20 protein-coding genes and 2 tRNA genes are annotated in these 25,657 nt (G+C 55.0%); 10 read left to right on the plus strand and 12 right to left on the minus strand.

What is annotated here, in order from left to right; translation table 11 throughout:
* Positions 1-52 precede the first annotated feature (52 nt).
* The gene (locus MTX78_RS21790) at positions 53-1,234 is read right to left on the minus strand and encodes an ATP-binding protein (RefSeq protein ID WP_243798303.1); all 1,182 of its coding nucleotides are present in this window, start codon (positions 1,232-1,234) and stop codon (positions 53-55) included.
* A gap of 324 nt (positions 1,235-1,558) precedes the next feature.
* On the opposite strand from MTX78_RS21790, the gene hemA reads away from it, so the two are divergent.
* Positions 1,559-2,830 carry a glutamyl-tRNA reductase gene (gene hemA, locus MTX78_RS21795; protein ID WP_243798304.1) on the plus strand — a complete coding sequence of 424 codons (1,272 nt, stop codon included), beginning with the start codon at positions 1,559-1,561 and terminating at the stop codon, positions 2,828-2,830.
* Positions 2,831-3,054: 224 nt separating this feature from the next.
* Here the strand turns inward: hemA and MTX78_RS21800 are convergent, their stop codons facing one another.
* Positions 3,055-3,363 carry an ArsR/SmtB family transcription factor gene (locus tag MTX78_RS21800; protein WP_243798306.1) on the minus strand — a complete coding sequence of 103 codons (309 nt, stop codon included), beginning with the start codon at positions 3,361-3,363 and terminating at the stop codon, positions 3,055-3,057.
* A 247-nt stretch (positions 3,364-3,610) separates the two neighbouring features.
* Between MTX78_RS21800 and MTX78_RS21805 the strand changes: the two genes are divergently transcribed.
* A complete protein-coding gene (locus MTX78_RS21805; RefSeq protein ID WP_243798308.1) occupies positions 3,611-4,840 on the plus strand; it encodes a Glu/Leu/Phe/Val dehydrogenase dimerization domain-containing protein in 1,230 nt (409 codons plus the stop codon).
* 120 nt (positions 4,841-4,960) lie between these two features.
* Positions 4,961-6,100 (plus strand): mechanosensitive ion channel family protein, encoded by a 1,140-nt coding sequence (locus tag MTX78_RS21810; protein ID WP_243798310.1) that lies wholly within the window; start codon positions 4,961-4,963, stop codon positions 6,098-6,100.
* Positions 6,101-6,209: 109 nt separating this feature from the next.
* Here MTX78_RS21810 and MTX78_RS21815 read toward each other — a convergent pair whose 3' ends face one another.
* Positions 6,210-7,124, minus strand: a complete 915-nt coding sequence (locus MTX78_RS21815) for a TerB family tellurite resistance protein (RefSeq protein WP_243798311.1) — start codon at positions 7,122-7,124, stop codon at positions 6,210-6,212.
* Positions 7,125-7,312: 188 nt separating this feature from the next.
* Positions 7,313-9,883 carry an AsmA-like C-terminal region-containing protein gene (locus MTX78_RS21820; RefSeq protein ID WP_243798313.1) on the minus strand — a complete coding sequence of 857 codons (2,571 nt, stop codon included), beginning with the start codon at positions 9,881-9,883 and terminating at the stop codon, positions 7,313-7,315.
* Between the two features lie 142 nt (positions 9,884-10,025).
* Between MTX78_RS21820 and MTX78_RS21825 the strand changes: the two genes are divergently transcribed.
* The 5 genes from MTX78_RS21825 to MTX78_RS21845 all read left to right on the plus strand — a co-directional run bounded on the left by MTX78_RS21825 (position 10,026) and on the right by MTX78_RS21845 (position 15,230).
* A tRNA-Val gene (locus MTX78_RS21825) sits at positions 10,026-10,100 on the plus strand.
* Positions 10,101-10,123: 23 nt separating this feature from the next.
* Positions 10,124-10,198, plus strand: a tRNA-Val gene (locus tag MTX78_RS21830).
* A 176-nt stretch (positions 10,199-10,374) separates the two neighbouring features.
* A complete protein-coding gene (locus MTX78_RS21835; protein WP_243798315.1) occupies positions 10,375-11,982 on the plus strand; it encodes a glycosyltransferase family 39 protein in 1,608 nt (535 codons plus the stop codon).
* 243 nt (positions 11,983-12,225) lie between these two features.
* Positions 12,226-13,887, plus strand: a complete 1,662-nt coding sequence (locus MTX78_RS21840; protein ID WP_243798317.1) for a hypothetical protein — start codon at positions 12,226-12,228, stop codon at positions 13,885-13,887.
* A 161-nt stretch (positions 13,888-14,048) separates the two neighbouring features.
* A complete protein-coding gene (locus MTX78_RS21845) occupies positions 14,049-15,230 on the plus strand; it encodes a GNAT family N-acetyltransferase (RefSeq protein ID WP_243798319.1) in 1,182 nt (393 codons plus the stop codon).
* Positions 15,231-15,243: 13 nt separating this feature from the next.
* On the opposite strand, the gene coaE is transcribed toward MTX78_RS21845, so the two are convergent.
* The 8 genes from coaE to MTX78_RS21885 all read right to left on the minus strand — a co-directional run bounded on the left by coaE (position 15,244) and on the right by MTX78_RS21885 (position 22,275).
* The gene (gene coaE / locus MTX78_RS21850) at positions 15,244-15,849 is read right to left on the minus strand and encodes a dephospho-CoA kinase (RefSeq protein WP_243798320.1); all 606 of its coding nucleotides are present in this window, start codon (positions 15,847-15,849) and stop codon (positions 15,244-15,246) included.
* A gap of 65 nt (positions 15,850-15,914) precedes the next feature.
* Positions 15,915-16,880, minus strand: coding sequence for a YbbR-like domain-containing protein (locus MTX78_RS21855; protein WP_243798322.1), 966 nt, complete (start codon positions 16,878-16,880; stop codon positions 15,915-15,917).
* Between the two features lie 72 nt (positions 16,881-16,952).
* On the minus strand, positions 16,953-17,273 hold the full coding sequence (gene yajC, locus MTX78_RS21860; RefSeq protein WP_243798324.1) for a preprotein translocase subunit YajC: 321 nt from the start codon (positions 17,271-17,273) through the stop codon (positions 16,953-16,955).
* A 119-nt stretch (positions 17,274-17,392) separates the two neighbouring features.
* Positions 17,393-17,923, minus strand: coding sequence for a DUF1573 domain-containing protein (locus tag MTX78_RS21865; protein WP_243798326.1), 531 nt, complete (start codon positions 17,921-17,923; stop codon positions 17,393-17,395).
* Between the two features lie 184 nt (positions 17,924-18,107).
* Positions 18,108-19,112, minus strand: coding sequence for an isocitrate/isopropylmalate dehydrogenase family protein (locus MTX78_RS21870; RefSeq protein WP_243798327.1), 1,005 nt, complete (start codon positions 19,110-19,112; stop codon positions 18,108-18,110).
* A gap of 313 nt (positions 19,113-19,425) precedes the next feature.
* The gene (locus MTX78_RS21875; protein ID WP_243798329.1) at positions 19,426-19,737 is read right to left on the minus strand and encodes a YtxH domain-containing protein; all 312 of its coding nucleotides are present in this window, start codon (positions 19,735-19,737) and stop codon (positions 19,426-19,428) included.
* 146 nt (positions 19,738-19,883) lie between these two features.
* Complete coding sequence (gene nusB, locus MTX78_RS21880; protein ID WP_243798331.1) at positions 19,884-21,068, minus strand: transcription antitermination factor NusB; 1,185 nt, start codon at positions 21,066-21,068, stop codon at positions 19,884-19,886.
* Positions 21,069-21,183: 115 nt separating this feature from the next.
* On the minus strand, positions 21,184-22,275 hold the full coding sequence (locus tag MTX78_RS21885; RefSeq protein WP_243798332.1) for a Glu/Leu/Phe/Val dehydrogenase dimerization domain-containing protein: 1,092 nt from the start codon (positions 22,273-22,275) through the stop codon (positions 21,184-21,186).
* Between the two features lie 260 nt (positions 22,276-22,535).
* Here MTX78_RS21885 and MTX78_RS21890 point away from each other — a divergent pair, with 260 nt between their 5' ends.
* Together MTX78_RS21890 and prfA are read left to right on the plus strand one after the other, a co-directional pair.
* Positions 22,536-24,320 (plus strand): ABC transporter ATP-binding protein, encoded by a 1,785-nt coding sequence (locus MTX78_RS21890; protein WP_243798334.1) that lies wholly within the window; start codon positions 22,536-22,538, stop codon positions 24,318-24,320.
* Between the two features lie 242 nt (positions 24,321-24,562).
* A complete protein-coding gene (prfA, locus tag MTX78_RS21895; protein WP_243798335.1) occupies positions 24,563-25,633 on the plus strand; it encodes a peptide chain release factor 1 in 1,071 nt (356 codons plus the stop codon).
* The last annotated feature ends 24 nt before the right edge of the window (positions 25,634-25,657 follow it).

The following is a 25,657-nucleotide window of genomic DNA, read 5'->3' on the forward strand; positions in this document are numbered from 1 at the left end:
CTATATAAAATATGTTAAATTTTATTTACTACCCTCGGCTCTGATAGCCCAGCTACCCTTTTAGCACCACTCGAAACGTGGTACCACGGCCTACTTCGCTCCACTTCACGAAAAGCTTGCCCTGATGATAATTCTCAATAATACGCTTAGCCAGCGCAAGCCCCAGGCCCCAGCCACGCTTCTTGGTGGTGTAACCGGGCAAGAACACCCGGTCGATCCGGCTCTTGGAAATACCTTTGCCGGTGTCGGTGATGTCGATGGCGATAGAGGACTTGTCGCGCACTGGGCGGCGTAAGTGCAGGGTAATGCTTCCGCGGCCATCCATAGCGTCCACGGCGTTTTTGCAGATGTTCTCAATCACCCAGTCGAAAAGCGGAATGTTGAGCAAGGCTGGCGTATCAGTAGGCAGATCGGTTTTGATTTCGAAAATCACCTTTTTGGAAACCCGGCTTTGCAGGTAAGAAATAGCATTTTGCGTGGTGCGCAAGATGTTCTCAGGCTTCAGCACTGGCACCGAGCCAATGTTGGAGAATCGCTCGGTGATGATCTGGAGTCGCCGAATATCCTTGCTCAGCTCCTCCACTATCGGCTCGTTTTTAAACCGGTCACTTTCACTCAGGTAGGTTTGCCAGGCCATCAGGCTACTGAGCGGGGTACCCAACTGGTGGGCTGTTTCTTTGGCTAGGCCCACCCAAACTCTGTTTTGCTCGGAGCGCCGCGAGTAGCTGAACGCGAAGTAGGCAATAACGCCTAGACAGGCTATGACGGCCAGCTGCACCAGCGGATAGGTCCGCAATTGGGCCAGCAGTGCCGAGTCTTTGTAGTAAATATATCCTCGTTGCTGGCCGCCTAATTCAATGATGATGGGAGGGTGTTGCAGCTTCATTACCGAGATTTCTCGCTGCAAAAAAGTTCGGGTCGCTTTCTCTCCTAATCCCTTCGGAATAGCAACATTCTTAGCGTCTACTATGTTGCCGGAGCCATCAGCCAGCACAACCGGAATGGTGGTGTTGGCATCAATAATCTCGTCCATCAAAAACGACAGATTCGACTCTTCCTCCGTATTAATGATGTAGCGCTGGGTTTTGGCGTAGAGGGCAATTTGTTGCTGTTCCCGCTCTGATACGCGCTGTACCAAGAGGTTGGTGTATATCACGGTGGCGGCCCCAATAACAAGCGCCACCGCTATAATCAGGAGCTTGATGCGAGATTTTTGGTCGTAAATGGCTATCAAGGGAGTTACAGAAGAAGTGAAAGCGCGGTGGCGGATTAATCAAAGACCAAGCAACCTAATTGCTCGTCTCTACGAGTGATAGTAGCGAACGGCTAGGCACAACGAAGGTACTGCCTGCTTGGTTTCCCCTTTCAAGCCCGCGAATTTGCTAGTATCTATTCAGGATAACTACATGATTTTAATCAGGTCTTATCTGCTTGATGTGCGCTGATACGCTAGAATCGAAGTTTAAAAAAAGCATGAACCTACGGATGCAACTCGCTGTTTTCATAGTATCGATTTGTGCCGTAATTTTGCCGCCTGCAATCGCAGTTGCCATTCGCTATGCCCCATCCATTTAAGGCCGTCAGTTTGTCCTTCAAAAAAGCTCCGCTGGAAATCCGCGAGCTGATTGCATTGGACGAAGCTGCTTGCCGCCGCTTTCTGCATACCCTTCACCACGAGCTGGCCCTCACCGACCTGCTTGTGCTCAGTACTTGCAATCGCACGGAGGTGTACTATACCGCCGACCGCGACCAGAGCCCCGCTATCATCAGCGCCCTGGGTGAACTCAAGCACTTGACCGATATCAGCCAGTACTTTCCATACTTCGATATCCTGGACTCCGCTGACGAGGCTGTACAACACCTGTTTGAGGTAGCTATGGGCCTAGACGCTCAAGTGGTTGGCGACCTGCAAATCAGCAACCAGGTGAAGCAGGCGTACCAGTGGTCAGCTGATGAAGACGCGGCCGGGCCGTTTTTGCATCGCCTATTGCACACCGTGTTCTTCACCAACAAGCGTGTGCAGCAAGAAACCTCTTTCCGCGACGGTGCTGCCTCCACTTCTTATGCTGCCTTGGAGCTGGTAGAAGAGTTGACGGCCGACGTAGCCAACCCACGCGTACTGATTGTGGGCCTTGGCGAGATTGGCGAAGACGTTTGCCGCCACTTCGGCGACAGCAAGTTCTTCACCGACGTTACCATCTGCAACCGTACCCGCTCGAAGGCCGCTATGCTGGCCGGCGAGTGCGGCCTCAAGGTCCTCGACTTCGAAAACCTGGCGCAAGGCCTCAAGGATGCTGACGTTATTATTTCGTCGATCAACGCTCCTACCCCTTTCTTCACGCGTGACCTGGTAGCCAACCTAGACGTGTTGAGCTACAAGTTCTTCGTGGACTTGTCGGTGCCACGTAGCATTGAGGGAGAAGTGGAAACTGTGCCTGGGGTACTGGTATACAATATCGATGCTATTCAGAGCAAGGCCTCGGCGGCGCTGGAGCGCCGGTTAGCTGCTGTGCCACAGGTGCGCGCCATTATTGCCGAAAGCATAGCGGGCCTTAATGACTGGAGCAAAGAGATGCTGGTTTCGCCGACCATTCAGAAGCTGAAGAATGCCTTGGAGCAGATTCGGCAGGAAGAAATGGGACGTTTCCAGAAGAAAATGAGCCCCGAAGAAACTCGGCGCATGGACGAAGTAACGAAGTCCTTGATGCAGAAGATTCTCAAACATCCCGTCATCCAGCTGAAGGCTGCCTGCAAGCGTGGTGAAGCCGATCAACTCATCGATGTTCTCACTGATTTGTTCGACCTCGAAAACCAGCCTACAGCAGCTTAGCTGACGCTGCCCTAGCGCACGTTACAGAGTTAACCCCAACAATAAAGCCCCCGCTGCATGTACATGCAGCGGGGGCTTTATTGTTGGGGTTATTGCTGCCGATGCTCACACCTTAGCTAAGATATTCGCAAGACAACGAGCATAAAAGCGAAAAGACCCTTTGGAACACCAAGGGTCTTCTCAATCGGCTGCGTAAGCAACTGATGTTACCGCCGAAGCAGATGCTACATGGTATCGCAGCACTCTTCCAAAGAGTCGATAACGTCGAGGAGCTTCGGGATGGAGAGCGAGTAATAGATTTTGGTACCTACTTTAAAAGACGACAGGATGCCCCGGTCTTTGAGAGTAATCAGGTGTTGGGAAGCAATGGCCTGAGGCAAATCGAGCGTACGGTAGATTTCCGTTACGGTCATTTTATCTTCTTTACCAAGCAAATCCACAATGGCCAGGCGCTTAGGATGAGCCAATACTTTGAGCATGGCAGCGGCCTTATCTACTTTTTTGGATTCTACGCGTGAGAGCAAGGGTTTCATACTGATGGACAACGGTGGCTGGAAATGAAAAAGAGCAGTTCCGTCAGGAATATAACTAATACGATATTTCTGATGGAAAGAGTTCCTACGGATGAAAATCCCCCACAAAAAATTTGGTTGCTCCTATAACGTGTGAGCATTCAGAATGGATGCGTTAGAAATAGAGAGACGGGAAAGCTCAACGCAGGCTGCGTACTTTTGTTCTCTAAAAATCCCCGTTTTTTCTTCTCCCCACCCACTTTTCTTCATGAAAGAGCTGCTAGCAAAATTTGAAAATAAACGCCCCGAAATTGTTTTTGAGTGGAAGGACGCCGAAACTGAAGCAGAGGGTTGGGTGGTTATCAACTCGTTACGAGGTGGCGCGGCAGGCGGCGGCACCCGTATGCGCAAAGGCCTCGACAAGCGCGAAGTGGAAAGCCTAGCGAAAACCATGGAAGTGAAATTTACGGTGTCGGGACCCGCTATTGGCGGAGCTAAATCGGGAATCAACTTCGACCCGCAGGATCCGCGCAAGCGTGGGGTGCTGGAACGGTGGTACCGGGCCGTAATTCCGCTGCTTAAGGCCTACTATGGCACCGGCGGCGACCTGAACGTAGACGAAATCCACGATGTCATTCCGATTACAGAGGACTACGGGCTTTGGCACCCGCAGGAGGGCATCGTAAACGGCCACTACCGGGCCACCGAGCCGCAGAAGATTCAGAAGCTAGGCCAGCTGCGCCAGGGGGTGGTAAAAGTGCTGGAAGACGCCAGCTTTACGCCTGACTTGCGCCGCAAGTACACCGTAGCCGACCTTATTACAGGCTACGGCGTGGCCGAGGCAGTGCGCCACTACTACGAACTGTGGGGCGACCGGTCGGTGGTAGGCAAGCGGGCCATTGTGCAGGGCTGGGGCAATGTGGGGGCCGCCGCCGCATATTACCTCGCTAGCCAAGGCGCCCGCGTTACGGGCATCATCGACAGAGCAGGCGGCCTGCTGAATCCGGAAGGCTTTACGCTGGAAGAAATTCGGACGCTGTTTTTAAACCGCGCCGGCAACGCCCTCACGGCCGACAACCTGCTTTCGTTCGAGGAAATAAACGAGCAGGTGTGGCATTCGGGTGCTGAGATTTTTATTCCGGCGGCTTCCTCCCGGCTGGTCTCGCGGAACCAAGTGGAGCAGCTAATTGCGGGCGGACTGGAAGTTATTTCCTGCGGGGCCAACGTACCGTTCCAGGACCCGGAAATCTTTTTCGGTCCTACCGGCGAGTTTGCCGACCAGCACACTTCCGTTATTCCCGACTTTGTGGCCAATTGTGGCATGGCTCGCGTGTTTGCTTACTTGATGGAAACCAACGCCGAAATTACCGACCAAGCTATTTTCGGTGATACTTCACGGGTGATTCGGCAGGCGTTGGCTCGCACTCGGCAGCAGGGCGAGGGTATCACGGGCTTGGCCCAAAAGTCGTTTGAAATGGCGCTGCGGCAACTGGTATAGAATATGAGCTCAGTACAATTGGTATGGTTTTAGTGAGGCGCGCTGAGCCAGATAATCCATATAACCAACTGTAAGCTCTCTATTTTGTACTACTATTATTTATTTCTCAACTATTGCGTGATGGCTCTACACGAATTTCTCAATCAGCGTTTCCTTGGCAACGATGTACGGGCATATTTGTGGTGCGTAGGCATTTTGCTGTTCGGGTTTGCCTTCAAAAAGCTGCTCTCCAAGCTGTTGTCGAAGCTGCTGTTTCGCTTCATCCGCACCAAGACGGAGGGAGTAGGGGAGCAGCACTTTCAGGCCTTGCTCATGCAGCCGCTGTCCGTCGTTATCTTCTTGGTAAGCACGTACTTTGCGTTTCAGATCCTTGATTACCCCGTACGGACTTCCGAACTGGAACACAACGAGCCAGCCCTGAAGGTGTTTTTCTTCCGCCTGTTCCAGTTGGCGGTTTTCTCGGGGGTAGGCTGGATTGCATTGCGCGTGATTGATTTCTCTGTGATGGTGTTTCAGCGGCGCGCCGAGTCTTCCCCGTCGCACCTCAACAACCAGCTCATTCCCTTTGCCAAAGACCTACTGAAGGTGTTGGTCATTACGGTTACGTTTCTGGCGATGCTAAGCCGGGTGTTCGGTGTGAACGTTACGGCTCTGATTGGGGGCCTGGGTATTGGTGGTTTAGCGGTGGCTTTCGCAGCCAAAGAGAGCCTGGAAAACCTGATTGCCTCGTTCACCATCTTCCTCGACCGGCCCTTTGCCGTGGGCGAACTGGTAACGGTGGGCGGCATTACGGGCACCGTAGAAAAGGTAGGCTTCCGTAGCACCCGGCTGCGCACGGCCGAGAAAAGCTACGTGACTGTACCCAATAAAAGCATGATTGATAAGCCGCTCGACAACCTATCGTTGCGGACGGCCCGGCGCGTAAGCTTTACCCTAAGCTTAAGCCAAGCCACCACCAGTGAGCAACTTCGGTCTATTGTGGAAGAAGCCCGGAACGCCATTGAAGCGCACTCGCTGGTGGAAGGAACAGCCGAAGTTAAGTTTGCGGCTCTCACCCCCACGGCCAAGGAAGTAACCGTGCAGTACTTCGTGAACACCAACAGCTACGACGAATACCTCGATACAAAAGAAGACTTGAACTACAGCTTGATTGAGGTAGTAGAGCGCAATGGGGGACATTTTGCCAACGCAGGCACCACCATCGTACAACTCTCCAACGGCGCAGCTAGCCTAGATCCAGCCACTCCTACGCTGAGCTAAGCGGGCATCCTGTTGGCTGCACACCTCCATTTGACTGTATACACAACAACGCCGGCTACTCTTCACGGAATAGCCGGCGTTGTTGTGTATACAGTCAAATGGATAGCCTTTAGCGGCCACCGAGCAGGCCGCCGAGCAAACCGCCCATGCCGCCACCGCCGCCAAGCAAGCTACCTAAGCCACCGCCGCCGGCGCTGCGTGGAGCCGAGCCAGGCTGCCCACCCAGGCCACCAAGAATAGACATAAGCGAGCCGAGGCCGCCGCTACCCACGTGAGAGCCTTGCTGTGGCATGTTACCGTAGTTGCCTTGCGCACCACCTGCACCACCAAGCACACTGCTCAGAAGGCCGCCACCGAGCAACCCGCCCAACAGGCCACCCATAGAGCTGCCGCCCATGGCTCCGCTGAGCAAGCCGCCCATGGTGCCACCACCCATCATGCCGCCGCCCATCGACTGGCCCCGGCCGCCCATCACGCGTGACAGAACCATGGGGGCTGCTACACCAAGCAGGCCAGCCATCAAGGCGCCTTTTGGAATGCCTACACCTTCTAGTTTGCTGGTTATGCCGCTCAAAAAGCCTTGCTTGGCTGGGTCGCTGGCATCATGTGGTACCGTGGAGGCTTGGTCTACTACCTGCTCCAGTGCTTGTGTTTGCTGTTGATTGATGCCGAGGTACGAGGCAATCTTGTTCACCATAGCTTCCTCATCGTTGGCATACGAGCCATCTGCACGGGCAAAGCTGATAAGGTCTGTTACGAGGGAAAACCGCAGGTCACTGTTGCGGAGTGCATCCAAGTTGGCTTGAACGCTCTGGTTGGTGGAATCCTGAGCAGCAGACAGCACCTGCTGCGTGGCACCGCTAGAGAGGCCCGCCTGCTGCGATAATGCCTGCAAAAACTCGATTTCGGCAGCTGACGCTTCGCGGTCGGCGGAGGCCAAGCTGGCAATTACGCTGAGGTAAGCCGCTTTTTCCTGATCGGAATAGTTCTGCAGAAGTTGGTCGTTGTTCATAGCGTATTTCAAGGGAAAGGGTGGATACTCACTTGATGCCCTTAACGCACCTAGCACAATTTAGTTAGTGCCTACGCCGTACCACTACCGCAGGCCACCTTCCAGAATCTGCACAGCAACCCGTCTTCGTGTAGCAAGTGCTTTTCGCTGATAGCACAGCTATGGCAGCAACGGGCCGCGGCGTACTACTCCCGGACCACTCAAAAATCGAAATACTCTCCGGTCTGGGGTTGAGCAGGCTTCTTCTCGGGCTGCTTTTTCGTTTCGAACGGCTTGCGTGGCTCCGTTGGTAGCGTGGTACTAGTAGCTGCTGCCCCCGAAGCAGCTGGCTTTAGCAAGCCATCCAGCAAGCCCGGCTTACGCGTAGCAGCAGGCGCAGTGGTAGGCTGGCGAGCAGTTTGCGCCCGGGCACGGTCATAACTCACCCGGAAGTTGTCTTCATCCCCTTGAATAGCAAGCAGCAGGCTAGGCCCGGCCGTGCTGTTACCGGGCACCACTCGGGAGAGCAGCCCAGGCAGAATAGGAATGCTCAGATGATAGTCCATCTGCTGGTCGAAGGTGTGGGTGCCTGTCACGCGCACCAAAGAAGCCGCCTTCACGTTGGAGCGAATTTCCATTTCCGGCAAATACACCGTGCGGCTCTGGATATAAACCGGCGTCGTGAGTTGGGCAAACCGGAGGTCCCGAAGCCGTTCTCGCCCGGCTATCATCGACAGCTTTTGCAACGGAGCGAAGTTGTTTAGTTCGCCGTTGCGCACCGTCATCTTCACCTCAGCTTCCAGCTTGTCGGTAAGCGGGTCCAAGCTCCCGCTGAAGTACATGTCTGATTCGGCGGAGGCGGTAAGAGTGCCGCGCAAGTGCCGGGCCGTAATAAACTGCTGGCCAAAGTCCTCGAACACGTAAAACAGACTGTCGAGGGGTAGCTGCTGACAACTGGTGCTGGAACTGAGGCGCAACAAGCTAGGCTGGCGGGCGTCAAGGGTGCCGCGGAAGCTCGCACGCCCACCAGCGGCTGCCACGGTTAGCAAAGATGCGCTTAGCACCTGGTTTTGCATCCGGAACGTACCGCGTAGTTCTTGCCCCCGGAAGCGCCGGAACCGCACGCGTTGCGCATGCGCCCGCAGATTCAAGGCTAGGCTCGTTGGCAGCCGGAAGCCATAGCCCCCGGGCTGTGCAGCAGCGGCAGTGGCCGCAGAGGTGGTGCTCGCCCGCAAACTCAACAGCTGATTGAAGTTCAACAGCCGGGATTCCAAGTTGGCATTTATCAGTAGTTGCTGGCGCGGCAGAAGCAACCACCCCAACGCATTTCCTAGCACGCCAGTCATTTGAAAGTCAGATCCGCCCACTCGGCCCGTGAAGCTACCGATGGTCACATCATTGTGGCGTAGCACGAAGTTGCCGTTCAGGTTGGAGAACGGCTGCGTGTAGTCGCGCAACCGGAGCTGCACTCCGCGCAGTGTCAACTCGCCCGTCGATTGTACGGCCGCTGTAGCAGGGCTGGCGCGGAATTCTTTCATCTTGCCCGCAAACGAGACTTTTAGCTGTGCGGTGCCGCTTCCTCCGCGTATGGCCGCCACTGGGTAGAAACGCAGCGCCCGCGCTACGTCGAGGTCGGCATTGAGTTCCAATGCAACGCTTGGGTCCTGGAAGTTGGTGTAGCGCAAACTCCCACTGAAAGGCCGGCCGTGTAACGTGCCCCGCACCCCGCGCAGATCCAGCTCTGATGTGCGCGCCGAGCGGGAGGTTCCGTTGCTGAAGCTCCCCGTCAGGAAAACCTGCTCGACTGCCTGCCGATAGTCGGGGTGGTAGAAGGATGCATTGCGGCAGCCGAACTGAAAATCCAGCCGGGGGTTGTTTTCGCCCGCTAGCGTACCCCGGACCGTACCACCAAAATATACGTCGCCGCGGCTGCGGTAGGCGCTTAGCCGGTTGGCAACCCGCGGTGGCAACAGCGCCAACACCGACTGCACATCCGTATTCCGGCCGTCTAGGCGCACATCTAGGTCCGTGGCTCCCTGGTAGCTGACTTTACCAGCTATGCCGTAAGCGGCGCGCCCAATGTTCAACTCGGAAGGCTCGATGGTAACCAGCCGCGCCGCCCTATCCACGCGCAGACGCGTCTTGATTTTCAAGGCTTTGTCGCGGAAATAGGCATCGGAACCCATTTGCAGTGCTTCCACGTGCGTATCGCCTTGGGCAGCAATGTCTACCAGCATGTCATTTACATCCAGCTCGGCTTTCATATTTTCCACCTGCACCGTGTAGCGTTGCTGCCGCAGCTGGTCGTGGTAGGTGGTATGGATGCGGGCGAGCTGCACGTTTTCCAGCCCGAAAGCCAAAGGCTTATCGGAAGGGGCAGATGTGGTGTCATACTGAATCACGTCGTAATTGGGGCGGCCTTGCCCGTCGTGCCCGACATACACCTGGCCATCGGTCAGGGTTACGGCCCGGATGCGGTAGTGGCCACGCCATAGGTCCCAGGCATCGAAAGCACAGTAGAGCCGCCGGACCCGAGCCAATGGCACCGTATCCTGCGCCAACGAGCCGCTTACCCGTACCTCGTGCAGCGTGATGGATACCCGCGGAAACTGATCGAGCAAAGACACCTCCATACGTCCCACTTTTACCGGGGTCCGCAGGTAGTGATTCACCTCCTGCACGAACAAGGCAATGATACGGTCTTGCCCCAACCACACGCCCGCTACTGCCCCGCCAAGCACCACTGCTAGGCCCAACAGAAAATAAAACGTGAATCGCCGTATCTTTTTCAATCGGTTGCTTTTTCTTGACTTTAAAAGAGTTGAACGAATTTGTCTACCCTCCAAAGGAATTTGTGGAGGTAAAGTTCGCACAAAGAGTTGCGTAATCGAAAATGACCCTGCATATTTGCAATCCCAAACGGGAAACGCCCTTGGGAGATTAGCTCAGCTGGTTCAGAGCATCTGCCTTACAAGCAGAGGGTCACTGGTTCGAACCCAGTATCTCCCACTTTTACAGTACGCATACCCCTCGGGAGATTAGCTCAGCTGGTTCAGAGCATCTGCCTTACAAGCAGAGGGTCACTGGTTCGAACCCAGTATCTCCCACCCTTTAAAAGGACAGTCGATAACGGCTGTCCTTTTTTTGTTTCTGGAGCTTTTGGTTTCTTCGTGCCACTGGCACAAATGCTGCCTCGCTGAGTTTCAGATCTTCAACAACAAGAGAAAGTAGAAGCTAGCCACTCAGGGTGTGGAACAGCTGATCGTCTCTTTTGCCGTTTCTCGTGTCCGTATCCACTACAGCCCGCAAAGTAAGTGTGGGCGCCTTTTTCAGCCTGCTGCTCGTGTTGGGCCTATGCCTGCATCGCGACTATGGCGTTTCGTGGGACGAAACCACCGACCATCAGAATGGGGCCGTAAATGGGCGCTACGTAGCGGAGTTGCTGTTCCCTGGCTTACTACGTGGCAATCCAAAGCTGGCAGCCATTCCTCCTTTAGCCAACTACCATGAGAACGACCACGGCGTCTTGTTCGAGTTGCCAGTAGCAGCCTTAGGGTTCTTACTGACCCCCAGCGATTCGCAGACCTACTTTTACATGCGGCATCTGCTGATTTTCCTCATGTTTGTAGGCGGGGTGTGGGTGCTTTATCAGTTGGGCACTATCTACTTCCAAAGCTGGCAGTGGGGGCTGCTGGCTGCGTTGCTGCTTGTGCTTTCTCCACGTTTTTTTGCCGAAGCCTTTTTCAACGGCAAAGACATTCCCTTCATGGTTTGCTTTGCTCTGGCTATGTATACCCTGTTTCGGTTCATAGCTCAGCCTACTGCATGGCGAATGGTAGCGCACGCCGTGGCTACGGCCGCCGCTATTGACATTCGAGTACCTGGCATCATGCTAATTGCTTTCACGATTGGGATGATACTCTTGGAAATAGGCTGGGCGGTTCCCGGGCGTACAGCCTCTCCGCGGCGCTGGCTTTTCCTAGCGCTCCTGTACCTAGGTCTGACGGCTATCTTGGTGGTTGCTGGTTGGCCGGCGTTGTGGACCAATCCGGTTGCACACTTCATGCAGGCCTACCAAAGCTTAAGTCATTTCAACTGGCCTGCTAAGACTAATTTCTACCTTGGGCACTATGTAGCCGTCGAGAAACTGCCGTGGCACTACATTCCGGTATGGCTGGTTAGCACGACGCCGCTGCCGTATGTGCTCGTTGCACTACTTGGTTTAGCGGCCGGACTCTACCAAGCCTGCCGCAAGGGCTGGGGCAGCTTGCGTAGCGCTACGGTACGCTTGGAATTGCTGCTAGCAGGGTGGCTGTTTGCCCCAGTCATTATCGTTGTGGCGCTGGGGTCAGTGCTTTATGATGGCTGGCGACATCTGTATTTTATTTATCCAGCTCTTCTGTTGTGGGCAGTTCGGGGAGTGAAGGTGCTGGCAGAAGCAGTTTGGCAGAAGCAGAGCACCTGGAAGCTCAGTGCGCTGGGCGTAGGAGTATTTGGGTTGAACGCGCTGTACGTCGGCGGTCAAATGATTCAACTACATCCTTATCAGAACTTATACTTCAGCGTATTGCCACCCGCAACAGCCGAGCAGCTTATGGAGCGCGACTATTGGGGGCTTGGGTTTCGAGAAGGCCTCGAATGGATTGCAGTACACGATACTTCCTCACACATCACCATCCACACACCGGCTCAATACCCGCTCTACAACAACTTGCTTATTCTTAACCCTGCCGATAGAGCCAGATTTCACTATTTCCCTTCTCCTAAATCCCGCTACTTCATCACCAACTTCCGTTGGCAGCCTGATTCCTATCTTAGCTCGCTTGGCCCTGAAGTGTACGTAATCAGAGCGGGCGGCATCAAAATATTATCAGTTTTTAGACGCCCTTAGCTTGCAAACTCAACCACGACGGCATCAGACAAAGGCAAGGCTAAAGTTCTTACCTGGTTCATTTCTGTTGGTTTGTGAAGTTGCTGCTTACGATTCTCTCTATAGCATAGTCGGTAGTTTTGATAGGTTGTCTGGCGGTTTGCTGAGTACTTGTCTGGAAAGTATGGCTCTCACGACTTTCGTGCGCTTCTTTGTTTGGCCGAATCTTGCCACGTACTTCACGTGTTGCCCAGTCAGTCTATCATGCCCGTTTTTAGTGAAGTCCGCAAGCGTAGCGTAAGTGCCTTTTTCGGTGTGCTGCTCGTAGTAGGGCTTTTCCTAGTTGGCGACTATGGCGTATCCTGGGACGAGCCCAACAACCACCTGAATGGACTGGTCAACCTGAAATACATAGCCAGCCTGGTGCTGCCAGCCGAGCAGATGCAGCAGTTTCCGGCGGCTGCCACCACGCCCGACATCCGCAATTTCCCGGATGCCCACCACGGTCCGGTGTTTGAAATTTCGGCTATTGTACTGAGTTACCTCCTCACCGACCACGACTCCCGCTCCTACTACATCGTGCGGCACTCGTTGGTGTTCGGCGTGTTTGTGGTGGGCGTATGGGCTCTTTACCAAGTGGGCCAGCGCCGCTTCCGAGACTGGCGCTGGGGCTTGCTAGGCGCCGGGCTACTGGTACTGTCGCCCCGCTTCTTTGCGGAAGCCTTCTACAACGGCAAGGATATCGTGTACATGGCGTTTTTTGCGCTGGCTATGCACACGTTGTTGCGCCTGCTAGCTCAGCCGACCCTAGGCCGGGCCGTAGTTCATGGCCTGACAACGGCGCTAGTGGTAGACGTGCGCGTACATGGGCTACAGCTGTTGCTTTTTACCACCCTAGGGCTGCTGCTAGAAAGCCGTTTCAACTCGACCACCACGCTTACAGCGCGGCGTGTCTGGCAGCTTGGGGGCACCTATATGGGCACGGCAGGGATAGGTATTGTGGCTGGCTGGCCTTATCTGTGGGCTTGGAGCGTGCCAGAGCTGCTGTCGGTGGCCTCTCACGCAGTGCGCTACCCCTGGGGCTTCACTAACTTCTACTTAGGCCAGCACCTGCTAGCCCGGCAGCTACCCTGGCACTACATTCCGGTTTGGATGCTGGTCACGATACCGGTTCCGTATTCGCTGGCAGCTGGCTGGGGATTACTTACTGGCCTTCGTGCTTGTTGGCGACAGGGAATCAGTTGGTGGCTGCGCACGCCTGAGAGCCGCACTGATCTGCTGTTGGCACTGTGGCTGGTTGCGCCCCTATTGGTGGTGATGCTGACTCACACAGTGGTATATGAAGGCTGGCGGCATCTCTACTACATCTATCCGGCGCTGTTGCTATGGGCGGTCCGTGGTGTTAGAGCACTGGTGGGGCTTGCGAAACAACGCGGGTGGCGCCGGGTAGTGAGTGGCACGGTCCTGGGGCTGGCGGCCCTCGAAACCGTGCATACGGCCGGCCGAATGCTACAGATGTACCCGCATGCCAACGTGTATTTCAGCTTTCTGCCCGGTGCTACTGCCGAGCAACTGTTCGAGCGCGATTACTGGTGCCTCTCCTACAGACAGGGCCTAGAATGGATACTGGCCAACGACACTTCTAAAACCGTGACGGTGAATGCCTTTTGGCACTACCCGATTTATAACAACTCATTGATTTTGAAGCCAGAAGAACGGGCTCGTTTGCGCTTCACTCCCAACTACACAGCCCGCTACTACTTGGCCGGTTACCGCTGGCATCCAAAGCCGTACCTCGACTCACTGGGGGCGGAAGTTTATGTTATTCGAGCGGGCGGGATGAAGGTGCTATCGGTGTTCAAGCGCCTGCCTTCCACTCCGCCACGGGAAGTAGCCCCTCCTCCCAACAGTGTGCCGTCGCGCTAGTTGGCTTCAGGGATTCTGTCTTCAGCCTTACCGCGTATAGGCTTTGGTTTTCACATTGCTACAGAATTTAAAGGCTATGGGCGGATAGAACGTCTGCTTATCCGTAATCTTTGCGGCATCGTTGCCGTTTGCCTACCCGTCTTTTCCTTCCGCTGCCTTTCATGCCTCTGCTCGAAGTCACCACGCCCGCGCATATTCGTCAGTTCCTCGACTTGCCCACTCGGCTCTACCGAGAGCATCCGCACTGGATTTCCCCGCTCGACAATGAGATTGAGGCCGTTTTTGACGCCAAACGCAACCCCAACCTGGCGGAAGGAGCGGTTATCCGCTGGATACTGACTGATGCGGCAGGAGAAACGATTGGGCGGGTAGCAGCTTTTGTGAACCCTGCCACTGCCCACGCCGATGCCACGCTACCAACTGGCGGCATGGGCTTTTTCGAGTGCATTGACGACCAAGCCGCGGCCACTACACTGTTCGAAGCTTGCCGTACCTGGCTCAGCGCGCGGGGCATGGCCGCTATGGATGGCCCCATCAATTTCGGGGAGCGGGACCGGTTTTGGGGCTTACTGGTAGCAGGCTTCACTGAGCCAAATTATGGTATGTTCTACCACCCGCCTTATTATCAGCAACTCTTTGAATCCTACGGCTTTCAGCTGTATTTCAAGCAGTACACCTGCTACCGCGAAGTGGCCCTACAGTTGCACCCAACCTTTGAGCGAGCAGCCACACGCTATGCCGAAGAGCATCCCGACTTTCGCTTTGCGCACGCCAATAAGCAGGACCCCGAACGCATGGCCCGCGACTTTCACCACGTCTATAACTTAGCCTGGGTGAATCATAGCGGGGTGGCGGCTATGTCCTTGGACAAAGCGCGTGACTTGGTGAAGCAAATGAAGCCCGTGCTCGACGACCGTCTGCTTTGGTTTGCCTACCACGGCGACGAGCCCGTAGCATTCTTTGTGAGCTTGCCCGAGTTGAACCAGATTTTCAAGCACGTCGGCCGCAACTTCAACCTATGGGGCAAACTACGTTTCCTGTGGGAAAAGCGCCGCTACAATCAGCGTTCCGACAAGAAGCTATTCGGGGTTATCTTCGGGGTGGTGCCGGCGTGGCAAGGCAAAGGAGTGGAAAGCGCGCTGATGGTGCACGCCCAACGAGAGTTTTTGCGCAGCGGCTATTCAGAAATAGAAATGAACTGGATTGGTGATTTCAACCCGCGCATGCTGGCCACTATCCGTTCCATTGGCGCGCGCATCTACAAAACGCACATCACCTACCGCTACCTGTTCGACCGGGAACGGCCTTTCGAGCGCAGCCCCATCATCCGGGGCAAAGAGTAAGCAAGCGATGCGGCTACGGCGCTATCTGCTTGCTAAATGCAGCGTGTAGCGCCACCACTTGCGGAATCAGCAGGTGGGCGTCGTCGTTGTGGAGCACGTGTTGCGCACGCTGTACTTTTTCTTCTTCACTCATCTGCTTGCCGATGATGGCCAGTATATCATCGGGGGTGCGGTGTGGGTCGCGGCGCAGCACGCGGGCTTGGCGCACAGCTAATGGGGCAAAGACGGTAATGACCTGGTCGAGCTGCCGATATGCACCTGACTCGTACAGCAAGGCCGCTTCTTTGAGCAAGTAAGGGCAACCTGCTGCCGCTTGCGCCGCCGACCATAGCGCGAAATCCCGGCCGACAGCGGGGTGCACTAAGGCGTTGAGACGGGCCAGTTGCGTGGGGTCGGCGAAAGCCACTCGTGCCAAGTACACTCGGTCAAGTTGCCCTGCGCTATCGAAGGTAGTGGGGCCGAAAGCGGCTGTCAGTTCGTCTCGCAGAGTAGCATCATGGCCCATTAGCCATTTTGCTCGCGCATCTGAATCATAAACGGGGGCGCCTAGCACCTGAAACAGCCGACACACCATGCTCTTGCCTGAGCCAATACCACCCGTAATGCCGATACGAAGCATGCTTTCCAGTTATCAGTTGTTCTGAGATTGTGCCTACCTGCTCTGCAACCCAGCACGCAGCATGGCTACTGTTTGGTGCTCACACGCACGGCACGAGTGAGAATACGGCTGCCCCTTGTAACTCCAGGCGCTTCAACCAAAGTGGGCTTCAACGTAGAATCGGGGCTCATGATGGTAGTGAAGTGGAGTTGCACTCGCACTTGGCTCCGGTCGAGTTTACTGGTGTCTTCGGTGAAGCACTGCAGCAGCACTTGCACAGTTGCAGGCTGCAATTTATACACGCGGCCATCAGGAAAGCCTTCCAACTCGGGCACCACCCGCACCGGCACGCTCACCAACGGGCGCGGCTGAAGGCGCACCTGCACTTCAGGCACATTCGTTGTGACAAGTTCCGGACCACCAATGGGCACGCGTAGTGTTCCGTTGGTACTGCTGGCGGGCGCCTGCGGCAAATGCACCGGATACGGATCAGCCAAGGCGTCTACCTGTTGGGCAGGGCCTCTGAATACAATGTCTTTGGGCTCGAACCGAGCCGCATAAGGTAGCGCGGAGCCGTCAGAGGCGGGGCTCAAAACCAGCGGCAAGCGGCGGCTAACCAATTGGTCGAAGCTCACCCACAGCGTATCGCTGATTAGGTAGTTGAACTGCAACCCCTCCATAGCGGCTTGCAATGCCGGGCGCACAGCAGCACCCGTCACGTAGCGCGTAGCAGGCAGGTTGCGTAGCAAGGCTATTTCGGCTGGTTTCACGTCCAGCATCAGCTGTTTGCGCAGCAGCTTCCAACCGCGGCCTGTTACGTTCACCGCTACTTCAGTTGGTAGCGGCTGCACTGGGATGTAACGCGTATCGTCGTAGCGCCAGGCCAGCGGGTACACAATACGCGTGGTATAGGTTTTACCTAGCGCATTGAGCAGCCAAAACGTGCTAGCGGCCAGAAAGCATGCCAGCACAGCTCGCCAATAGCCTCCCTCCTGCCCGTGAAACGGACTGGTAAACCAGCGCAGCAGACGAACAGAGCGAACGAGCGGCATAGCAACAACAGCGAAAACCCTTGTATAGTCGAAAAGCAACCGGCAACGCTGCGGTTACTGGTTGCTTTTCAGTTATTCTCCTTTCACTACTTCCCTAGCGGGCTTCACTTCCCGAGCAATGGCTGAGCGGTCGAATTTCAGCCGGGTACCTCGGTCCACTTCAATCGTAACGGAGTCTTCGTTTACGTCCAGCACCTTGCCGTGCAAACCGCCAATCGTAACAACTGTGGAGCCCTTCATAATAGACTCCCGGAACTTCTTGGCTTCTGCGGCCTTGCGCTGCTGCGGTCTGATCATGAAGAAGTACATCACTACCGCAATACCAATCAGCGGCAGAAAAGACGCCCAGCTTTCCCCAGCGGGACGGGCTTGTAAGAGAAGCGTAAGAAACATACAAACTAGGGTAAATAGGTACCTGAGAAAAAAGCAACTGAGCGGCAAAGCACTCAAGTAAATGGCCACTATCCATTAGAAGCCAACTACTTAACTACTCCGCTGCCCTGCGCTTTCACTTACTGCGCCAGCGGGCCTTGCGAGCCGTCGGGCAGGATGTTGGACTTGATGTTGATCTTGGTGATGCTCGGCGAGGTATTAGCGCGTACGGCCACTTCCTTGCTTTGGATGCCCGTCTTGCCATGGCTGTCGAACTGCACTTCAATGGTGCCTTTAGCACCGGGAGCTACCGGCTCTTTGGTCCAGTTGGGGGTAGTGCAGCCGCAAGAAGCCGTTGCATTTTCGATGAGCAGCGGCGACTTACCGGTGTTGGTGAATTCGAACGTGTGCTTCACCACCGAACCCGGCTTGATGTCGCCAAAGTCATGCTCGCTTTCAGCAAAGGTCATAACGGGGGCGTTGGGGTTGGGCACCTCGGTATCCGATACCACGTTGGGGTTGTCGATGGTAGGGTTGGCGGCGGCTTCGCTAGCATCAGTGGCTGCCGCGTTCATGCCTTCGGCGCCCACTTCGGTGGTTTTGTCGGTGTTGCAGGCGCCTACCAGCAAAACGCCGGAAAGCATAAGGGCAGAGAAAAAGGTACGTTTCATGAGGATAATAGGGGTGCCTCCCGGAGGCGAGGCGCAAAGTTTAGGTTGAAAGTACAGGTTAGTGACAGTCTGTTTTGCGCAGTTATACGCAATAAAGGATCCTTTCACAATAGAACGAGTGGTGGCTGCCTCGTCGTTCCACTGTAAAAGGATCCTTCGCGTTGGCTCGTACGCAGCTGCCGGTTTATTTTCCCAGGTTGCTGATGATGGCCTGCGCGAATTCGCTGGTAGAAGCTTTACCGCCCAGGTCGCCGGTGCATTTCTCTTTGTCTTTGAGCGTGGCTTCCAGAGCCTTCTCGATGGTGTCAGCATACTGGTGCTCGCCCAGGTGGTGCAACATCATCAGCGCCGAGCGGAGCAGCGCCGTTGGGTTGGCTTTGCCCTGGCCCGCAATGTCGGGGGCCGAGCCGTGCACTGCCTCGAAGATAGCCATGTCGTCGCCGATGTTGGCGCCTGCCACTACCCCTAGGCCACCTACCAAACCCGCGCAGAGGTCGGAGAGGATGTCACCAAACAGGTTGGTGGTCACGACTACATCAAACTGCTCGGGCTTGTTGACGAGCTGCATGCACATGTTGTCGATGATTTTGTCTTCGAATACGATGTGCGGAAACTCATTGCTGGCTTCTTTGCAAGCATTGAGCATCAAGGTACCAGCCATTTTCAGGATGTTGGCCTTGTGTGCTAGCGTCACCTTTTTACGGCCGTGGCGGTCGGCGTAGGCGAAGGCGGCGCGGCTGATTTTGCGCGACCCTTCTTTGGTAATCCGGTTGAAGGAGTCGGCAATGCCGAGTCGCTCGTCGTACACTTCCAGCCCGGAATACAAGCCCTCGGTGTTTTCGCGGAACAGCACCAAATCAATGCCCTCATAGCGCGTCACGATGCCTTCCGTGGTTTTGGAGGGCCGCACGTTCTGGTAGAGGTCGTACTTCTGGCGTAGCGTCACGTTGATGCTACGGAAGCCCTTGCCTACTGGCGTCGTGATAGGGCCTTTCAAGGCCACCCGGTTTTTCTCCAACGACGAAAGCAATGCCTGCGGAATCAGCTCGCCCGACTGGTCGAAAGTGGTTTGACCAGCGTTCTGCTCTTCCCATTGCACGGGCACCTGCGCCGCCGTGAAAATATCGGTCACGGCTTTGGTGATTTCTGGCCCAATGCCATCGCCAGGAATGAGGGTGATAAGGTGCATATGCTTCGCTATATGAGGTAGTGAGGTGATAGGTTAGTGGGGGCGTTGCTTTCAAGAAGAAAGCGGCATAAACAACAGATCTGCTAGCTTATGCTTGTTTCTTCCTGAAGCACTGGTCCGCTAAAGCGCTAGTTCACCAAGGTATATGGGCAGTTGCCTTTCGGTAGCATTGTAGCGCGAAAGCCACAAGAACCTGTTTCGCGACGAGCCAAACGAGTCCTGATGCGCACAAGCCCTAAGGAGCGGCACCAGATACGCGCTTGGCTGGTTGCGGAAATCCGTTCCGCGTCACTGTCCACCAGCCTAGGTGAAATTAAATGGTCTTGCGAGAGTTGATTTGATGGATCAGTTGGTCTACGTCACCCAGAAGTTGCTCGGCCTTGCTCTTGGCATCCTGAATCACACGCTGGCCCTCACTTTTGGCAGAAGATGGCCCAATATCCGAACGGCTAGTCACTAGGTTTTCCGTAAGGTCAGCCAGATTCTCGCGGTACTTTTCCAGCTTGTAGCTCAGCCAGCTACGGGTTTCGCGGCCCTTTTCGGGGGCGTACAGCAGTCCAACGACGGCTCCGGTGAGGGCGCCGCCCGTGAAGCACAAGAGGCCGGTAATGGTTTTGCTACCCATTTTTCGTGTCAGTATGAAGTAGTGAGAATTGAGACAGGGACAGTGAGCCTAAGTACGCAGAACTTACGGATGAGATATAAGCCATCTTCCTGTAGGTAAGAAGCGTGCTGTTGTTGGCAGCCTGTCTTGCTTCTTCTTACAGCAGGCTATTGGTTGTCCAGCAACCCACGGCCCGACTTGCGGATGGCTCCACTCGCCGTCAGATCCTGCGCCAATTTATCTAGAATCCCGTTCACAAACTGCTTGCTCTTGGGAGTGCTGTAGATCTTGCTGATTTCGATGTACTCGTTTATGGTCACTTTCACCGGAATTCCACGGAAGAGGTGCATCTCACAGAGCGCCATCTTCAGCAGAATCTTGTCGGTCAAGGCCACTCGCTCCACGTCCCAGTTTTGCGTGGATTCAGCAATGAGCTTCTCGTATTTATCGTCTTCGGCCAGCGTTTGCTTGTAGAGGCTTTCCGCAAACTCTTTGTCTTCTTGCCAATTGGCCGACAACGACATCAACTCCAGTTTCTCGTCGGCAGCTTCGTCCAGCATCTTCACCGTTTTGAGCACGAGGTTCTTAACGATGGGTCGGTTTTCTTCCCAGTTCAAGTCGTCTTCCTCGAGGTAGCGCGGCAGGTTTTCACCTTTAAAAACGTAGGTTTTGTAGAGGTGTTTGAGCATCTCCTGCTCCTCGGCGTAGTTGCCGGCTGGGGCCGCTAAGTAGCTGAGTAGCTCCGGGTCTTGCCGCATTTCGTTGCGCCACGCCAAGCGCAATGCTTCCCGCTCGTCTTCGCCCTGCCACCGCTGTGAGCGGCGAATGGTTAGGTCGAGGAGTTGCAGATTGCCGATCAGCTTCTGGATGGCTGGGTTTTGCTCTAACCGGCTGGTATCAAGCAGCGGCTCCTTGGAAGCTAGGTGCTTGCGCGCCTCGCGGCTCTTTTCCTCGTCAATGATTTGCAGCAATGACTCTGGAATATTGAGCAGGTGCAGGTACTGGTCATGAATGCTTTCGGCGGCGTGCACCATCTGGCCGGCATAGAACGTGGCGTCCTTAGCAACGGCTTTCTGGTAGTACTTGATGGCGTCCTGCACGGCATCCTGCACGTCGGCGTCGTCGCTTTTCTCTGGCTCTTCACCAGATTTGTGCCACTCCTTGAACGTGAGTTCGGCCATCTTCTGCTGCCCTTTCAACAACCGACGGTCTTGTGGTTCGGGCGAGGTAAGGTCGGGCGCGAAGGCATCCGCAATCCGGTCATTGGCCAATAAAAAATCAGACCCTACGGCCTGATGGTAGGCGTACAGGGCCTGCATGACCTTGATGCGAAGCGTGCGACGGTTGAGCATGAGTTGGTTATGATTGTTGATTACTGATTGTTAGTTGTTGATTAGTAAGCATTTGACTTGTGCGCCGCGTGCGCTACCAATCAACCATTAACAATCAGCAATCAACAACCAGCTGTTAGTAGGTTGATTTGACTTTGCCGATAGCAGCAATGCGCTCCTCTGCCTGCCGGATAGCGGCAGCCTGAGGGTGCGTATGCTCCTGCTCGGCTTTGAGAAGCACCTGCGTGGTGTAATCGAAAATTTTCTCGGTTTGAATGAGCGCGGACTGACGGCTCCCCCCAATCACTTCGGAGTAGACGTTGATCAGACCGCCCGCATTAATCAGGAAATCGGGTGCGTACACAATACCCCGGTCCACAAGGGCTGGGCCATGTACATTCTCGTCTTCCAGTTGGTTGTTGGCGCAACCGGCAATCACGCGGCAGCGCAGCCGATCAAGGGTATCGTCGTTGATGGTGGCACCCAGCGCGCAAGGCGAATAGATGTCCACGTCTTGGTCGTAGATTTCATCGAGGCCCACGGCCAGAGCACCGAAACGAGCGGCTGCTTCCAGAGCCCGGTCTTCATAATAGTCGGTCAGCACGAGCTTGGCGCCTTCCTTCTGCAAATACTCCAGCAGATACGTTCCCACGTGGCCTACGCCTTGCACCGCAATACGCTTACCAGCTAGGCTTTCTGAGCCGAATGCTTTCTTGGCGGCCGCCTTCATGCCCATGTACGTACCGTAGGCTGTCACCGGCGACGGGTCGCCGGAGCCGCCCATGCTCTCAGGTAGGCCAGCTACGTGCTTGGTTTCCATCCGAATGTACTCCATGTCCTTGGTGGTCATGTTCACATCCTCGGCCGTGATGTACTTGCCGTTCAGGTTCTGCACAAAGCGGCCGAACTTGCGCAACAAGCTCTCGGTCTTCATGGTGCGGGCATCACCGATAATGACGGCTTTGCCGCCACCTAAGTTCAAACCCGAAATAGCGGCCTTATAGCTCATGCCACGCGAGAGGCGCAGCACATCGTGCAGGGCCTCGGCATCAGAAGCATAGTGCCACATGCGGGTGCCGCCTAGTGCGGGCCCGAGTACCGTATTGTGAATGCCGATGATAGCACGCAGACCAGTTTCGTGGTCGTGGCAGAACACCACTTGTTCGTGCTGATGTTCGGCAATCTGTCCGAAGACCGAGGTATCGGTCGTTTCGTGAAACTCAACCATGAGGATGGGGATAAAAGAGTGGGTGGGATTTAGGAAGAAAGGAGCGGAACTTGGTTGTTGTATCTTTGAAGGCGGTAGCGCGAAGCAGCGTTGCTTATTATCGGCGTCTTTCGGTTGATTGACGTTTAATAGGCGCAACGCTTCGTAGTACCTCCCTCAATTCGGGTGCAAAAGTAACCCAATTTCCGGTTCCGGCCATTGGGTATGCTCTCTACGCGGCTGGCCGGCCCGCTGTTATCCTGCTTCTACCTCTCTCCCTCGTGCGCGCACTCTCTGCTACCAATAAGTATTTGTTCCGCTACAAATGGCACTTCCTGGGGGGCGTGCTGTTCGTGGCTTTAAGCACCCTGCTGGCTATTTTTCCAGCCCAGATTGTGCGCTACGCTTTCGACCTAGTTGGTGAAGGCATTGACCTCTACCACCTATTTGCGGGTACCACCGCGCAAAGTGAAGTGTACACGCTATTTGGGCGTAATGTGCTGCTGTATGGCACACTCATTATTGTGCTGGCGTTGCTGCGCGGCGTGTTTCTGTTCTTTATGCGCCAAACCCTCATTGTAATGAGCCGGCTGGTGGAAAACGACCAGAAAAACGAGATTTATCAGCACTACCAATCCTTGCCGCTGGCCTTTTACCGCCGCCATAGCACCGGCGACTTAATGTCGCGCATCTCGGAAGACGTGGGGCGGGTGCGCATGTACATCGGGCCCGCGCTGATGTACTTCATGCAGCTCGTTATTCTGTTCGTGCTCATCGTGCCGCTCATGTTCATGGTGAACGTGAAGCTGACTATTTACACGTTGTTGCCATTGCCGGTGCTAAGCGTCAGCATTTTCTACGTCAATAACCTGATTGAAAAGAAGAGCGACGAGATTCAACGGTCCTTGTCTGGCATGACGACGTTCGTGCAGGAAGCGTTTTCGGGCATTCGGGTGCTGAAGTCGTTTGTGCGGGAAGAAGACTCGCACCAGCAGTTTGCAGTAGCCTCCAATGAGTACAAGGAGAAGTCCTTGAGCTTGAACTTCGTGAACTCGCTGTTCTTCCCGTTGATTCTGTTTTTGGTGGGGCTGAGCACCATTGTAACGGTATACATTGGGGGTCAAGAAGTTATTCGCGGCACCATCACAACGGGCAGCATTGCCGAATTCCTGATTTACGTGAACTTGCTCACTTGGCCCGTTACGGCACTAGGCTGGACGAGTAGCCTTGTGCAGCGCGCCGAAGCCTCGCAGGCCCGCATCAACGAGTTCATGCACCAGCAGACGGATATCGTTTCGCAAAAGGATATCGAACAGGAAATTGTGGGCGACATCGTGTTCGACCAGGTTTCTTTTACCTACCCCGACACGGGCATCAAGGCGCTGCGCGACGTATCGTTCCGCATCCGGCCGGGCCAGACCTTGGCAGTTATTGGCAACACCGGCTCCGGCAAAAGCACCATTGCCGTCTTGCTCTGCCGCCTCTTCGACGTAACGGCCGGCACCATCCGCATTGATGGTGTAGACGTGCGCGACTTCTCGCTGAACTCGTTGCGCGAGCAAATTGGCTACGTACCGCAAGACGTGTTCTTGTTCTCAGACTCGATTCGCAACAACATCAACTTCGGCCTCAGCGACCCTACCGAGGAGCGGATGCAGCAAGCCGCCAAGGACGCCAATGTGTACGAGAACATCATCCGCTTCCCAGAAGGCTTCGAAACCAAACTTGGCGAACGAGGTATCACGCTTTCCGGCGGCCAAAAGCAGCGAGTTAGTATTGCGCGGGCCTTGGTGAAAGAGCCTAAAATCCTGATTCTCGATGACTCTCTCTCAGCAGTGGATACTAACACCGAGAATGCCATTTTGGACGCCTTGCAGCGCATCATGCATCACCGCACTAGCCTCATCATCTCGCACCGCGTCAGCTCGGTGAAGTTGGCCGACGAAATTCTGGTGTTAGACGATGGCGTGATTGTGCAGCATGGTACCCACGAGGCCTTGATGCAGGACGCCGATGGCTTGTATCGGGCCTTGTATGAGCGCCAACTGCAAAGCGAGGAGGCGTAGAGACTCTTGTCTTCTTGTGCTAGTTTTCAGAGCGGGCAGTACGGCCATAGAATTGGCAATATGTGCTTTGCTATAGGCTGTGTATTGCAAGCAGTTGCTTGCAGCAAGCTTCTTGCTGTCAAATAAAATGGGGTAGCAGCGGAATGCATTTCAAACACGTCCTGTGCGCGGAACCTCACCGCGCACAGGACGTGTTTGTTTTCAATACCTTTGCACTCCCAATACAATTCTTAGAAGGCAAGATGCTAGACAAACTGGAGGCCATCCAACAGCGGTTCAACGACGTGGCAGAGCAGCTCACGCAGCCCGACGCTATGAGCGACATGAAACGCTACAAGACGCTCAACAAAGAATACAAAGACCTGAACAAGATTGTCGTTGAGTACAAGGCCTACCAGAACGTGTTGGCCAACATCGACAGCGCCAAGGAGGTCATTGCCAACGAAAAGGACGAGGACTTCCGCCAAATGGCAAAGGATGAGCTGGAAACGCTCTACCCCGAGCAGGAACGCCTCGAAGTTCTGATTAAAGACTTGCTGCTGCCCAAGGACCCCAACGACTCGAAAGACGTCATTATGGAAATCCGGGCGGGTGCGGGCGGCGACGAAGCAGCCATTTTCGCCGGCGACTTGCAGCGCATGTACATGCGCTACGCCGAACGCCACGGCCTGAAAATGGACTTGATTGACGCCACCGAAGGCACTTCGGGCGGCTACAAGGAAATTATCCTGGCCGTGAAAGGCGAAGACGTGTACGGCAAGCTCAAGTTTGAGTCGGGCGTACACCGGGTACAGCGCGTGCCGGCCACTGAAACGCAAGGCCGCATTCACACGTCGGTAGCTTCGATTGTGGTGATGCCGGAAGCCGAGGAACTGGACGTACAGATTGATATGAACGATGTGCGCAAGGACCTCTTTATGTCGTCGGGCCCCGGTGGACAGTCGGTGAACACCACCTACTCAGCCGTGCGCCTCACCCACTTGCCTACGGGCTTGGTGGCGCAGTGCCAAGACCAGAAGTCGCAGCTTAAGAACTTCGATAAGGCGTTGCAGGTACTTCGGTCGCGCATTTATGAGATTGAGTTAGCGAAGAAAAACGAAGCCGAAGGTGCCCAACGCAAAAGCATGATTGGCGGCGGCGACCGGTCCGACAAAATTCGCACCTACAACTATCCCCAGGGCCGCGTAACCGACCACCGCATTGGCTTCACAGTGTACAACCTGGCCAGCGTGATGGAAGGCAACATCGACGACTTTGTAGAGCAACTCCGCCTTGCCGAAAGCGCTGAGCGCTTGAAGGAAGGCGTATCGTAATAACAAAGCCGAACAGCCGTTTGT

Source organism: Hymenobacter tibetensis (assembly GCF_022827545.1).
Classification (GTDB): Bacteria; Bacteroidota; Bacteroidia; order Cytophagales; family Hymenobacteraceae; genus Hymenobacter; species Hymenobacter tibetensis.